The organism is Fodinibius sediminis (genome assembly GCF_900182555.1).
GTDB lineage: Bacteria > Bacteroidota > Rhodothermia > Balneolales > Balneolaceae > Fodinibius > Fodinibius sediminis.
Genome location: NZ_FXTH01000006.1, coordinates 49,131 through 61,604, shown reverse-complemented (window position 1 = coordinate 61,604; position 12,474 = coordinate 49,131). Strand labels below are relative to the sequence as shown.

Below are 12,474 nucleotides of genomic sequence, written 5' to 3'. Positions count from 1 at the left end.
TTATATATCCTAATTATGCAGGAAGAATAAATAAGAAGGGGGTTGGGACGTCTGAGGGATTCCATTTTTCACATATCCAAATGTTAGTATTCCTTTTTAAACAGACTGGCTAATTGATGATGTGCTCATGGCTGACAGCATTTTCCAATAGCTGAGACAATGGGGAAAGGCAGGATACCTATCCATTCCCGCTCTTGTTTATAGCAGTAAATGATAATATGAGAGAAAGGGGAAGAAAGAAATGGGCACGAACGAGGAGGCGTTATCCACGGCGATCCAGAAGCTCAGAAACAACCTGTCGGACATCGCGCGGGTCCAAGAGTGGGCCGATTTTATGGGGTATGAAGATCCCAAAACCTTCGGTGAAAAATTTCACCAGCACTACAACGTCCGTCCCCACAGGGCCATGGTCTACATTCGCCTGAAGAGCGTGGCCCGGTATTTACGGGATCCCGAGGATTATTCGAACCACCACATCGCCCGGGTACACAGCTTCCCCGGCGAGAAGGCCCTGAATAACTTCACGAATTACCACACGGGCTATTGTCCCACCGATCTGAAGACGATGCCCGAAGAACAAGTGCATGCGCTGCTGGAAAAACTGGGTAGTAAAATTAGGGAGTGATTGGGAGGCTACTTAGCTTTGGTACCGGTTACCTTTACACTCAGCTGAAATTACTCCTTGCATGCATTGACTGATGCTACAATCTGGTACCAAACTCTCTTTTCTTTCAGGTGGCAGGTGTATTTTTTAATTCCAGGGTCTTTTACCCACATCACACTATGCTGTTCATAACTTTTCCAATTGTGTTGAAGATTTCTCAACTGGGTCTGGATAAGAAGGGACTGTTTTTCGGCCGATAATACTGCCGGGCAAGCCTACCGATCTGTTTCTTTTACCACCTCGACATGCTTAAGCTGGAACTGCCCGTCCCGCGCATCCCCCAGGTATTCCGCCTTCACCGTTATTACCATCCCGGCAGCCAGCTGCCCGACCGTATCCATATCCACATCAAAGGCAAATGCCTTTACCCGCTGCCCGGCGCGGGCGAATGTAGGCCCGTGCACGCTCTCAATCGCTTGAATGTCCAGTTCCAGGAGCCATTTGTCAGAAAATTTCTCCGACCGTTTCATGCTGAGCAGTTTTGCTGTAATCGTGCTTTCATTCGGAGCGGCCATCATACCGCCAGATTGAGATCCCATCATTACCCTCTGATCTTTTACCCGTCGGCGTCAGCGGCCGACTTGTCAGGAAATGTTTTAATATAATCCCCTTCCCCGGCCACGGTCAGGGTGTTTGCCTCCTCGTCGTAGCTGCCGTGGGCCACAAGATAATCTCCCTCCCGTATTGATCCGGCATGAAAGTCGAGGGTTATCTTCTTCCCGGCCCGGTCTCCCGCCGGAGAGGGAGGATAAGCCGTGTAGGTTACCTTCACGGGTGTGCCCTCTTCCACCTGGATCTCATACAGCAGGCGGCGCGGACTGTCCAGGAGCCCTTCGGGCGTGGTGTCCTCGGCTTTTAGAACCGTACCGCGAATGGTTTTCATATTCTTATTCTGCTCATTGTGTGTTTCGTTCTGCGTCGTAAAACAACCGGATCCGAACAGCACGAGGAAGCAACAGAAAAAGATTTGTGTGAAATTCCTCCTGTCAGCGGGACATCCCCCGCCGGATGCTGAATCTGCCATATCATGTCACTGCTGAGATTCCGGTAACCGATTATTCCTTTTCGTTTTTCCCTGCCGTTTGGGAACCGCCGGGGGAATTTACTTTTGCGCTTTCTCCAGCTCCTCCATGTCCAGGGGTTCAGGGGCCTGTGCGGAGCCTCTGCCCGAAGCCCCGGTATCAGCGGCAGGCGCGGGCAGTGTGCCGCTCCCTTTTCGCACGGCCTCAAGTGCTTCCAGAGAGGCGGGCTCGGGCGGCGTTTGTGCCGCGCTTCCTTCTTTCTCTTTAATATCATGTAATTCCCGGGGGGCCGCAACTGCGCGGGCTTCCCCGCTGGCGGGGCCCTGCGTGGCAAGTTCTGAAAGTGCCTCCGGCCGGGGACGATCCGGTTCAACAGCCGCCTGCCCCCTCTCGCCGGTGACGTTAATGATTATTGCTGGATTCATGGTTCTGCTCGGTTAAATTTTATGTATTACAGTAATCAGGCATCCATACCTGCATCGGGCTGGTTATACCATATAGGCGGTGGTGATCTTGTCGGTTCCGTCTATTTGCACATGAACCGTGCGGTCGTTCGCTTTCGCCGCGTTGAACAACACAAACAGGTTGGTACATCCGTCGGATGCGCCCTCTTTTATGCGCCGCCAGCCGATTCCTTCGATATTCGCGTAGACCAGGCTGCTGGTATGATGAGCCCAGGTTGCAACTACTTTCTTGTTATAATGCCACATGTCGGTATCCTCCGTGTTTAAAGGTTCAACTATGATCGTTCATTTTGTTCGGGGACTCTTCCGGCCGGTCCCTACGTGAGATACATCGTATAGAGAAACTGTTCGTCAGCATGAACGTGCACATTCCTGCCATTCGCCTGTGCTTCACAGCACAAATTAAACAGGTTTGTGACCCCGTCAGGCGAGTTATCCTTTATCCGGCGCCAGCCGACCGTATCAATATACGCCCAGGCCCACTGACTGGTGTGGTGGGTGTATGTCATCTTGACCGCCTTGTTGTAGTGCCATACTTTGGCAGCCCCGACGGTAATAGTGGCCGTTACATTGTCGCCGGACCGCGCGATATTTTTCACTGAGATTTTAGACTCCGTACCGTCATAGGCATCGCTGACCGGGGTGGACGTCCCGGAAAACTCTGTATTGCTGCTGCATGGAAATGCATCGTCGGCGTCTCCCCGGTTGGCGTTTTTGTTCAGGTCCCGCTGCCCGTCACACTGTTCGATATCGACCAGGTAATGGTTTTCATCGGTGTTATTGGACTGGTTTTCGTCCACATGCTCGATAATCATTCCCTCGCCCGGCAGGTGACTGTCAAATCCCGACTGCTGCCTGTTGGAGACCAGGAAATACTCTTTACTCCCGGTATTTCCCACCGGTAGCTTGTACACCTGCGGATTGTTGGTGTAGGGCTTGAGCGTCACATTCTGCTGCGCGTTGGAGATGGTGGTCGGCGTAATCCAGCCCGCCTGCGCCTTGCACCAGGCGGTGGGATGAGCGGGGGAGCGGCCGCCGTTGTTCCATGATCCGCCGGCCATCAGGTCCCAGCTCCCCGTGCCGGCCGAACTGTAGTCGGTATCATAGAGATCAGGCCATTTCATCAGAAGATGGCCCAGTTCATGGGCCATGACGCCCACACGTCCATCTTCGGGGGCCATGAAATAGTTCTGGACTTTTACGCCATCGACCATTTTCGGGCTAATACCCCACTTGTGCGACCAGATATCATTTACATCCCCGGTCGCCTCGGCGCCGGAGCCAGCCGCGATAACGACAAGCGCGTCTACGACCCCGTCATTGTCATTGTCGAACTGGGCAAAATCGACGTGCGGATCGGCCCGGTCGATAATATCTTCGACCAGCCGCTGCGCATTATTGGGGTAGGCGTCGAACCCATAGTTGCCGTTGGTGTAATAGGACTTGGGATTCGGGGCCCTGTACCAGCCGGCCGTCACTTCCCCGTCGCCGCTCACGGTGCCCACCACGTCAAGTGCGCCGTAAGAGGCCTCCCGATAAAAGTCGCGCATGCTGCCCGTAGGGTGGGAGCCGACCGAAAAAAGAAGGTCGTTGTAATGAGACTGGGATTCGCCGGCAGCCTCGTCAGAAAAATCGACCAGGAGCACCAGCACCCTCCTCGTTCCCGTGACCGGTGCGGCCGACCGGGTGGGTGCTACCAGGGTGTGTCCCCTGGTTTTGTTCGGGCGGCTCAAAATAAGGGATAAACTTCTCGCATCCAGGGAGTCGGACCCTTCCGTGGCTGCGACCGGGTCGGCTCCCTCGGCCATTCGCTTTTTCGCCCGGACGATTTGATTGTAGAGTTCAGGAGAGGGCGGACAGATACACTGGATATTACACATGAAAGACCTCCTTATATTTCTCTTGCTATTCATGGATTGCTCGCTGTTTCCGGCAATCCGTTACTCTTCCTCTTTTAAAAGTTTATATCCCAGGTGATATACGCTCTGCTTACTGTGATATACGCTCTATTTATTAATGAATAGAACTTTGGAACTAAAATCACTCCATAACTTTACTACCGAATTTTTCGATACCTCGTCTCAGCATGATCATTTTCAGAATTGGTATCGGGAATTGACCCTCCCTTTCAGAGTGGGATATTTTGAGTCGGGTTCTCCTCCAAGGAGGGAAACAGCTCTTTTACACTTAACGAAACGGTCCAGAATGTGATGGGGTGTTACAACCCTCCGCCCTCATAAGGCATGGTGCATATTCCCAGAAGAGTGTTGTTCGATATGCAAGGACAACCGACGAATTTTCCAACCACCACATCGCCCGGGCACCCGGCTTCCCCGGCGAGAAGGCCCTGAATAACTTCGCCAATTACCACACGGGCTATTGCCCCACCCATCTGAAGACGATGCCCGAAGAACAAGTGCATGCGCTGCTGGAAAAACTGGGTAGTAAAATTAGGGAGTAAAAATTAAGCTGGGTATGATTTACATTATAACAAAGAGGAAAGTCATGGGTGAAGAGAAATGGATTGTGTTCAACGTATTTGTATCCATCGTTATGAAATAAAAGGGGATCTTAAGAATGAAACGCAGGCGTGATATACTTTTTTATTCTGTCATTGTCATATTCATAGCTACGGCGGCCGTGGCGCTGCTCGGCATCACGGGGGTTCTGACCATTAATGAAACTTATCTTGACACCCTCTTCAAAGCGCTCATTATCGAACTGGTTGCGGCCGTCATTGGTTTATTTGTATCCACCAACTGGTTTGGCAAGAACAGGCTGGAAGCCTTTGAAGAAGTAGAGGGTGCCTGGTGGCAGATGATTCGCAAGCCCGGGGAAAATGCCATGGGATTTTTAAACATTTCGTTTACCAAGGAGGAACAGCAAATCAAGCTGGAAGGTCGTGCGTTTACCGAGCAGGGAGCCTCATGGGCGCGATTCTGGAGCATCTCCGCTGCCTTTAATGCCGACACCGACGAACTTTATTACTTCTGGCAGGGGGATGAATTTCAAAGTGATGAAGATTTTTCCGGCGTGGGTTTTATAAGGTTCACACAATCGACCGATAGCACGGGAAAATTTGGCAGTGCAACAGGATGGTTTACCCGGGGAGATCTTTTCCGGGCTGAAGTGACCGAGAGGAAGAAGGTGATCTATCGAAGAGCCGCAGATATTGAGGCGGAAGCAATGGAGGATGGCAGCGCGGCCCTTCAGCAACAGCTGGTCGCCCACGTGCGCACCCACTGGCCATCGCGGTGCAGCCAAACCTCGGTCGACGAGTTAAAAGACGAGCTGCAGCCGGATTCGGGGGAGCAGGGTAAAGAACTCCCTGCATAAAAGGTTGAGCCTGTAAAAGGATGACAGGCTGGCAGGATAGGTCTCCCCCACGGCCTCGCATCGATGCCCGAAGACGAATCGCATGCAGGCCTGGAAAATTCAATAGTACCATCAGGGAGTGAACTTCCCCTTGCATTTAGGCTGCATTGGTAATGCCTTTTGCTCTCTTTTGTTTATCTCCATTGGCATCACAAAAAAACACAATTATTCAAACGAAGAGGCCTGCTATGAAAAATGCCGGAAATACTGTCAACACTCGAACGCTGCCTGATGACATCAGGGAACGGTGCAGGGAGGGGTATTATCATTTTAAATTTTGGAGAAGGTTCCACTATGCTATTGGAACATTGGGTGCCGCCGTCTCGGCAATAGCCGCGACCGATATAACCATATTTGGATACTCAAGTACGCCTTTGCTCGCTGCTGCCGCTGCCGTCTGCTTTGCTATCATCGGTTTCGCCCACCCCGAACGGAATTATCTTCAGTATGTGAGGGCCTGGAGAATTCTCGATATAGCTTGTAAACGCTATCAATATGATGATCAATTCTCCATGAAGCACTTGTTGGATGCAATCGAGCAGGGAGAAAAGCTCATTTCTGAATATGAATTGATCACAGAAGGCAACTCGGAGACGACATTGCGTAAAGAAAGGAAGTGATGATTTTGTGCAGATCTTTCGTTTTTCCACTTCTGGTGAAAACGGTAAGTGATTTTAACCAAGCGCCTGCGGCCAACGCCGGTTCAAGGGCTGTGGGGACGATAGCAACATACACAGTAAAGGTGGCTGCCTTTGAAAACAAGAAACCCAACTGTTAGATGGGGTCCCCAAAAGAGAATATCACACAGATGTACATAAATATCCTTATAATGCATTATTGCGTTTAAGAAAACACAGGGGGATTAACAGGATGAAAGGGATTACCGCCATCGTTGTCTGCTCCATGGCTATTGGCTGCGCATCGGTGCCCAAGGAATCGATTGAGTTGTCCGCTACCGTGGGAAGAGATCTTGCCGTGGTTCACCAGGCCCATCGTGAAATGGCACGCATGCTGTTTGCAAGCATGCGCAGCGATGTCAACCGGTATATTGACGAGGTGTATACACCGTATCAGATCCAGCATCTGCTGGACCGCCAGCAGGCGCTTGCTGACAGCGAAGATCCGGAAGACCGGCAAAAGTCCATACTGGCCGCGCTGGCCGCCGCCTCGAAGCCGGATACATCACCGGAGCTGCAGCGTTCGGTGCGCAAGGGGATGAACATTATGATTCAGCGCCTGCAACGTGACTTACAGTCCATGCGCAATGAACTGCTCGAGCCGCTGAACAACCAGGAGCAGGAGGTACTGGGATCGATTGACCGGGCCTACCAACAGCTCCACTACGCCAATTCCATTGTTACCGGCCACCTCTCGTCGGTACGGAAGGTCCACGACACGCAGGATGAGCTGCTTGAATCGATGGGGGTGGAACGTAATCTCCGTACGAAAGTGGCCCGTCAAATTGCCAACACCTCAACCAAGATTGAAGCGCTGGTTGCATCTGGAGAAAATATGGACGAAAGACTGGATAAGGCGGAACAGACGTCACAAGCGATCAAGAAAGCGATAGAGAAATTGGGAGAGAATCTCAGGGTAAACTAACAGGAGGCCTGATATGTCAAATGGATTTGATTTGGATGCTTTTGAAGCCGATTTGGAAGATACACTGCAACGGGGGTGCGAGGCGTTCCGGGGAAAGTACCGGAAGGAGCTCAACGAATTAGCCGGGCTTTCGCGATCGGAAATCGATGCTATTACGCCCGGTATTACCGATCTGGAGAAATATGATGAACTAATGACGGTGGTGAAGGAAGCTTCCCGCGTTAATTTGTCTCAGGCCCAACTCAAGCGGATCGTTGAAGATCTCGGCTCCACAGCGGTAGTCATCGCGCGGAAGGTACCCTCGCTGGGGAGTTTTATTTGAGTGGTGCATTAATCACACCTTCCGGACCTCAAAATACAACAGGGCATGGTCCCAATATTTTTCCGTCCAGGCATCTTTTTGTTCATCGGTTGATTCATCCACCCAGCCGCGCACATCCACATTCCGACCATTGAATTTACTGAATGCAAGATGGCTGGAAGCGACAACATGATCCAGGTTGACCGGTTCATAAACGGAGTTCGATCCCGGCCAGTAGGTTACCTCCCGTGTCTTTTGCAGGACCTGCATATTCACGGTTCGATACGCCAGGCGCTTGCGCAATCGTTCGATCTCCTCCTCCCCGGATATATCTTTCTCACTGTACGTAAGATTCATTCCCATGGTATTGAGGTCCCCCAGGAAAATGAAATTAGCGTTGCCGCCGGGATCCGCATTGTTCAGCACTTTCTTAAAATGAATGGCCCGTTCTGTCATATCATCACGCAAACCGAATCCCTTGGGCTCCCCGAGGCTTTTCAGATGCAAAAAAAGTAAAGGGTAATTCCTACCTTCAATAATCAGCGTAAGGAGAGCGCCGGGCCTTAGTAACGCTTCCCCGGATTTAAATTCCGTTTTTTGGGTAAAAAAACTTGTGAAAGATTTTTTTACTCCAATCATTATCTCCTGCGTCTGTGGCCCTTCTGTGATATGAAACTGGTAGTCATCCATCTTCGTGACTATTTCGTCAAATACCGTTTTACCCACCACTTCATAAACGGCTACTACGTCCGCATTCTGATCAGCCAGATAATCGATTATCGGCGCAACCGGCTTTTTAGGTTTATCACGGTCCTTATTGGTAGCCCCAAAATGTTCAACATTCCAGGACGCAACACTAAAAGCTTTAGCCATCGCTACCCCTCCTTTTAGCTTAAGGATTTTTTTAAACTTGGAGATTGCAGGTATCCACGCCACGCACTCCCAAAATGTGGTCATTGATCTTTTTAATAGTGCGCACCTCCTATTCTACCATATCTGCAACCCGGTTGCTGTAGGCAGGAAACGCTAAAGTATGTAGGTGAGATTCTAACCCCCGGCGACAACAGCTTCCTGACCTGAGGTACGTAATCAGATAAGAAGCTATTATCTATCTTGCGGAAATGGCCCTGTCGGGGAGCCTGTGCCACCTTTTGTACCTGTTAATTAACAGCTCATAATCAGATAAGGCGGCTATGATTAGAAAAGAATTTTATGCGTATAGTTCATAGTTGCCTTAATGACTGTCATGTAGTTATGCAACCACAGATGCATCAACGTTGTAAAGGGATTACTTAAAAAAAATCTATACTCTGCCTTCCGCATATAAATAGAGCGTTTGGCTTCGGACAAAAGGTCAGGCATTCGAGTCTTCACGGATATACTTTCAAATAATGTGCCCGTCATTTTCAGCGGGCACATTATTTATTCAATTTCTCTCCAATTCCAAAAAGTTTTAAGCTCGTACTGCAAAAAGTACTACATGAGTTATAGCCTAAACTATTCTTTACCATCGGATGAGTTTCAATACAACTACATTTTTATTTACATAACGTACATTATCTGTCTTCTACACGATAACTAAATTCATCAAAAAATTGCCGTCCAAACATATCGGTAACACGAATAGTAATAGTGTGTTCTCCTTCCGGGAGATTTTTCGGGATGCGTGTCTTCCACAAATGACTCGAAGCTACGGCATTATTAGGACGCTTGCCATTAATAAGATCTTCGGATTTATCCCATTTATCGCGCAGCGAAGTAATGTAAGGATCACCAAGCTCAACTTTTTTCATCTGTCGCCACTTATTCTTTCCCTGAACCCGGTATTCAACGATTGTCGAGTCGCTGCCCAGAAAATAATTTACGTACAGATCAGCATTGAACCACTCGCGCTTCGGCACAACATCAGGCCCCCATATATTCATCTTCTTTTCCTTATCAGCACCGGCAACCTTATAATTAAGCGTAAAATCATTGCCTTCAAACTGGATGCTTGCATAGCCGTTAGGGGTACCATCTCTCATGATTGTTGGTGGAATGCCATCTTCCCCAGGCTCGCCCGACCACCAATCTCCCCCCGTTGTTCCAACATTATAATGAAGATGGGGCTTTTTTCCCCTCCATCCTTGCTTCTCATCTAAAAAATGCAGTTGCTGTACATGAGTATGGGCAGAAAGAGAAAGTGTGTGTGAATAATCTGAAAGCAGATTAAAAAGCTTTTGGCGATCTTCTACTCTGAAATATTCCTCTAACCCTCTCCAACGAGGTACACTTAAAGGAATATGAAAAGCGAGCACAATTAAGTGATCTGAGGAGACATGCTTAAGATCGTTTTCAATAAATATAAGTTGCTTATCGGTTAAGCCACCTATATAACCAGCCTCCCCATCTTTTCGAGGATATATCACATCATCGAGAATGATAAAATGCACGTTGCCCTTGTTGAACGCATAAGTCGGCGGACCAAACGTCGCCTCAAAAGTCTCATCAGCAAGAGAGTCACTCTCCACATCAAAGTTCATATCGTGGTTGCCATACACATTAAACCAAGGTAGACCAATTCGGGCAACCGACTTGGAATAAGGTTCAAAAAGGTCCAGATTATTACCGACAATATCACCGAGCGTAATACCGAACTCATAACCATCACCCCCTACCAGTTCATCCACAATATCCCTATTAAAATAATTTACCTCCTGCATATTGTAGGGTTGGGGGTCCCCAAAGACAAGCATCTCAAAATTATCGGTCTGCTCTCCTTTAATAAGCCCAAAGTTTACGGAATCGGGAAGCGGTCCAGTTGGAGATACGCCGCTGTAATCCAAATCTGGGGTCCCCTCTGGCTTATGGATATAGTAGAATTGGGGTCGGTGTTTATCGTCAACCGGCAGCTTATATCCATCTGGTTGTATAACAAAGATAATAGTATCATCATCTGCGGGGAGTTCATAACGTCCCTGCTTGTCGGTTAACACAACCTCCTGTCCGTTAGATACAGGGACCTCCGCCAGCCTTTGTTCTGATGAATCGACCTGTCCATTTTGGTTTTCATCATGAAAAACTATTCCGGTAGCCATATCTTGTGCCAGCGCTGAACTGGCTCCCAAAAGTAGCACTACAATTACTAAGGTTAAAAAATGCTTGTTCATTTTCCCTGTTTAATTAATGTGTTCCGACTTAATAATTAGAGCCTCCAGAGATAAACCCATGCCATACTATGCTTTTAAAAATAATATGACACGGGATTTGGAGTCCCCTATCACCAACCTGGGGTTTGCACTAGATTATCGTTTAAATTCAAATCTTCTTTGGGTATTGGATAATAGTAATCTTTGGGCTCCTCAAACGCTCCCCCATCAAACAGTTGTAAATTTCCAGAGGTCCCGTTGGTAAGAGGACGTTCATTAATATTTATCATTGCTGTTACTTCATCAGGTGCCCCAGCGGCATCTCCATCATGAACATAAACATCCGCATTGCCATCATTATCAAAGTCATGAGCTCCCAAGCCCGAGAAGTATATACCTCTGATTGGATCTTCAACGATATTACCTTCTTTCCATCTCATTAGATCATCCCATCGCAGGCCCTCGTTCACCATCTCAATTCTTCGTTCACGGCGAATTTCCAGAATTACTCCTTTGTTGCTCCCTTGTTCAACATTCTCATACAGAGCTTCTTGATAGGGGTCGGGATTGGCATTGGCATCTGCCATATTTAAGTGCGGCATTCCCACCCGATCTCGCAATTTATTAATTGACATATCCAGATCTCCCTGGGTGAGCGTTCCCAGCTCTGCTTTTGCTTCGGCATAAATCAGTAACACCTCGGCATAGCGAAAAAGAATAATATCGTTGTACGATCCACCCGATCCCCATTGTGGCCCTTTGGGAGGCAGCGCTTTAATGACTCTGTATCCTGTCCTGGTTATATCTAAATTTACCGGTTCACCCTCATTCGAACCATAGGTCGAATAATCAGGTCCTGCGGTGGTTTGCGTCAACCGAGGATCCCGATCCTGCATCTCCTGATAAAACCCCATGGTTTCATAATCATTTTGATCTGTAAAAGGTGTTCCATCAGCCATGAGATAACTATTGACAAGGTCTTTTGCGAGTCCCCATCGACCCTGGGTTGGAGCCGTCATCCTATAGGCTAGATCATGTGTTCTTTTACCAAATTCGTAATCTACCGCCAAAATAGTCTCCGTCATATCCTGACTATTTCTCGCAAACAGATCCAGATAAGCTTGGTCTGCCCCTCCATTGGTATATAATGTATAAGCTCCGGCATTGATGAGTTCTTCAGCAGCTGAAACCGCCTCTTCCAAAAACTTCTCATGATTTTCTAATTCATGGTACTTCCTGAAAGTCCCTTCAAACAAACTAATGCGAGCTTTTAAAATGAGTGCCGTATATTTTGTAATCAGACTTAGCTGCTTCTCAGCTGGAATATTATCGACCGCATAATTTATGTCGGCAAGAACGGAATCCATTACCATTGCCCGTGGATCCCGTGCTTTATTCAATAGTTCTTCATCATCAGCGTCGATCACCTCACTATACCAGGGCACGTCGCCAAACCGTTTCACTTTTTCAAAATAAAAATAAGCTCTGAAAAATCTGGCTATGCCGGAATATTTAGCTTTTGCATTCTCATTATCTACTCTGTCATAGTTTTCAAGGAAGTAGTTTATCTTTCGAAGATTCTCCCACGACCAACCTCCACTCCCCCTATTTGTTGGTACTGTACGCGACCCTTCAACGCGCGAAGCAGCACTTACGCCCAAAATATTATCGGAACTGGCATCATCCATATAGACCGATTTCTTGGGCATCACACTATATAAATCATTGGTGTAAACCCGTAAATCATTACTGGTATTGAAAAACTCCTCGGACGTTATCGCATCATCAGGTGGCTGGTTAAGAATGTCTTGGCAGCTTGCTGTTACTAAAACCAACATCAGTATTGCTAATATTTGTATAAGCCTATTCATTGTTATAGCTATTTTTTGAAATTTGTTTATAAAATTTGACTGCCGAT

At 48.2% G+C, this 12,474-nt stretch carries 14 protein-coding genes; 6 read left to right on the top strand and 8 right to left on the bottom strand.

Annotated features, from left to right (window positions below):
• Window positions 1–241: 241 nt before the first annotated feature.
• Complete coding sequence (locus FN808_RS08065) at window positions 242–625, top strand: AraC family transcriptional regulator (RefSeq protein ID WP_142714061.1); 384 nt, start codon at window positions 242–244, stop codon at window positions 623–625.
• 254 nt (window positions 626–879) lie between these two features.
• Here the strand turns inward: FN808_RS08065 and FN808_RS08060 are convergent, their stop codons facing one another.
• The 5 genes from FN808_RS08060 to FN808_RS08040 form a co-directional block, all read right to left on the bottom strand.
• Window positions 880–1,203: a hypothetical protein gene (locus tag FN808_RS08060; RefSeq protein WP_142714060.1), complete on the bottom strand. Its 324-nt coding sequence runs from the start codon at window positions 1,201–1,203 to the stop codon at window positions 880–882.
• A gap of 17 nt (window positions 1,204–1,220) precedes the next feature.
• The gene (locus FN808_RS08055; protein WP_142714059.1) at window positions 1,221–1,547 is read right to left on the bottom strand and encodes a hypothetical protein; all 327 of its coding nucleotides are present in this window, start codon (window positions 1,545–1,547) and stop codon (window positions 1,221–1,223) included.
• Between the two features lie 219 nt (window positions 1,548–1,766).
• Complete coding sequence (locus FN808_RS08050; protein ID WP_142714058.1) at window positions 1,767–2,111, bottom strand: hypothetical protein; 345 nt, start codon at window positions 2,109–2,111, stop codon at window positions 1,767–1,769.
• A 63-nt stretch (window positions 2,112–2,174) separates the two neighbouring features.
• Complete coding sequence (locus tag FN808_RS08045) at window positions 2,175–2,396, bottom strand: peptidase M6 (protein ID WP_142714057.1); 222 nt, start codon at window positions 2,394–2,396, stop codon at window positions 2,175–2,177.
• A 71-nt stretch (window positions 2,397–2,467) separates the two neighbouring features.
• Window positions 2,468–4,030 carry a M6 family metalloprotease domain-containing protein gene (locus FN808_RS08040; protein ID WP_142714056.1) on the bottom strand — a complete coding sequence of 521 codons (1,563 nt, stop codon included), beginning with the start codon at window positions 4,028–4,030 and terminating at the stop codon, window positions 2,468–2,470.
• Window positions 4,031–4,365: 335 nt separating this feature from the next.
• Here FN808_RS08040 and FN808_RS08035 point away from each other — a divergent pair, with 335 nt between their 5' ends.
• The 5 genes from FN808_RS08035 (at window position 4,366) to FN808_RS08015 (ending at window position 7,449) form a co-directional block, all read left to right on the top strand.
• Window positions 4,366–4,611 carry a hypothetical protein gene (locus FN808_RS08035; protein WP_142714055.1) on the top strand — a complete coding sequence of 82 codons (246 nt, stop codon included), beginning with the start codon at window positions 4,366–4,368 and terminating at the stop codon, window positions 4,609–4,611.
• 116 nt (window positions 4,612–4,727) lie between these two features.
• Window positions 4,728–5,486 (top strand): hypothetical protein, encoded by a 759-nt coding sequence (locus FN808_RS08030; protein ID WP_142714054.1) that lies wholly within the window; start codon window positions 4,728–4,730, stop codon window positions 5,484–5,486.
• A 227-nt stretch (window positions 5,487–5,713) separates the two neighbouring features.
• On the top strand, window positions 5,714–6,145 hold the full coding sequence (locus tag FN808_RS08025; RefSeq protein WP_142714053.1) for a hypothetical protein: 432 nt from the start codon (window positions 5,714–5,716) through the stop codon (window positions 6,143–6,145).
• Between the two features lie 250 nt (window positions 6,146–6,395).
• Entirely contained in the window at window positions 6,396–7,127 is a 732-nt protein-coding gene (locus tag FN808_RS08020; RefSeq protein ID WP_142714052.1) for a hypothetical protein, read from the top strand.
• 13 nt (window positions 7,128–7,140) lie between these two features.
• Window positions 7,141–7,449, top strand: a complete 309-nt coding sequence (locus FN808_RS08015; protein WP_221929974.1) for a hypothetical protein — start codon at window positions 7,141–7,143, stop codon at window positions 7,447–7,449.
• Window positions 7,450–7,461: 12 nt separating this feature from the next.
• Here the strand turns inward: FN808_RS08015 and FN808_RS08010 are convergent, their stop codons facing one another.
• From FN808_RS08010 to FN808_RS08000, 3 genes are all read right to left on the bottom strand, one after another.
• The gene (locus tag FN808_RS08010) at window positions 7,462–8,301 is read right to left on the bottom strand and encodes an endonuclease/exonuclease/phosphatase family protein (RefSeq protein ID WP_185958307.1); all 840 of its coding nucleotides are present in this window, start codon (window positions 8,299–8,301) and stop codon (window positions 7,462–7,464) included.
• Between the two features lie 683 nt (window positions 8,302–8,984).
• Window positions 8,985–10,577 (bottom strand): calcineurin-like phosphoesterase C-terminal domain-containing protein, encoded by a 1,593-nt coding sequence (locus tag FN808_RS08005; RefSeq protein WP_142714050.1) that lies wholly within the window; start codon window positions 10,575–10,577, stop codon window positions 8,985–8,987.
• A gap of 110 nt (window positions 10,578–10,687) precedes the next feature.
• Entirely contained in the window at window positions 10,688–12,427 is a 1,740-nt protein-coding gene (locus tag FN808_RS08000) for a RagB/SusD family nutrient uptake outer membrane protein (protein ID WP_142714049.1), read from the bottom strand.
• Window positions 12,428–12,474 lie beyond the last annotated feature (47 nt).

Excerpts from the sequence above, each read along its gene's own strand:
- FN808_RS08050 (WP_142714058.1), bottom strand. The coding sequence starts at position 2,111 with ATGAATCCAGCAATAATCATTAACGTCACCGGCGAGAGGGGGCAGGCG.
- FN808_RS08040 (WP_142714056.1), bottom strand. The coding sequence starts at position 4,030 with ATGTGTAATATCCAGTGTATCTGTCCGCCCTCTCCTGAACTCTACAAT.
- FN808_RS08010 (WP_185958307.1), bottom strand. The coding sequence starts at position 8,301 with ATGGCTAAAGCTTTTAGTGTTGCGTCCTGGAATGTTGAACATTTTGGG.
- FN808_RS08055 (WP_142714059.1), bottom strand. The coding sequence starts at position 1,547 with ATGAAAACCATTCGCGGTACGGTTCTAAAAGCCGAGGACACCACGCCC.
- FN808_RS08015 (WP_221929974.1), top strand. The coding sequence starts at position 7,141 with ATGTCAAATGGATTTGATTTGGATGCTTTTGAAGCCGATTTGGAAGAT.
- FN808_RS08060 (WP_142714060.1), bottom strand. The coding sequence starts at position 1,203 with ATGGGATCTCAATCTGGCGGTATGATGGCCGCTCCGAATGAAAGCACG.
- FN808_RS08045 (WP_142714057.1), bottom strand. The coding sequence starts at position 2,396 with ATGTGGCATTATAACAAGAAAGTAGTTGCAACCTGGGCTCATCATACC.
- FN808_RS08005 (WP_142714050.1), bottom strand. The coding sequence starts at position 10,577 with ATGAACAAGCATTTTTTAACCTTAGTAATTGTAGTGCTACTTTTGGGA.
- FN808_RS08025 (WP_142714053.1), top strand. The coding sequence starts at position 5,714 with ATGAAAAATGCCGGAAATACTGTCAACACTCGAACGCTGCCTGATGAC.
- FN808_RS08065 (WP_142714061.1), top strand. The coding sequence starts at position 242 with ATGGGCACGAACGAGGAGGCGTTATCCACGGCGATCCAGAAGCTCAGA.
- FN808_RS08020 (WP_142714052.1), top strand. The coding sequence starts at position 6,396 with ATGAAAGGGATTACCGCCATCGTTGTCTGCTCCATGGCTATTGGCTGC.
- FN808_RS08000 (WP_142714049.1), bottom strand. The coding sequence starts at position 12,427 with ATGAATAGGCTTATACAAATATTAGCAATACTGATGTTGGTTTTAGTA.
- FN808_RS08030 (WP_142714054.1), top strand. The coding sequence starts at position 4,728 with ATGAAACGCAGGCGTGATATACTTTTTTATTCTGTCATTGTCATATTC.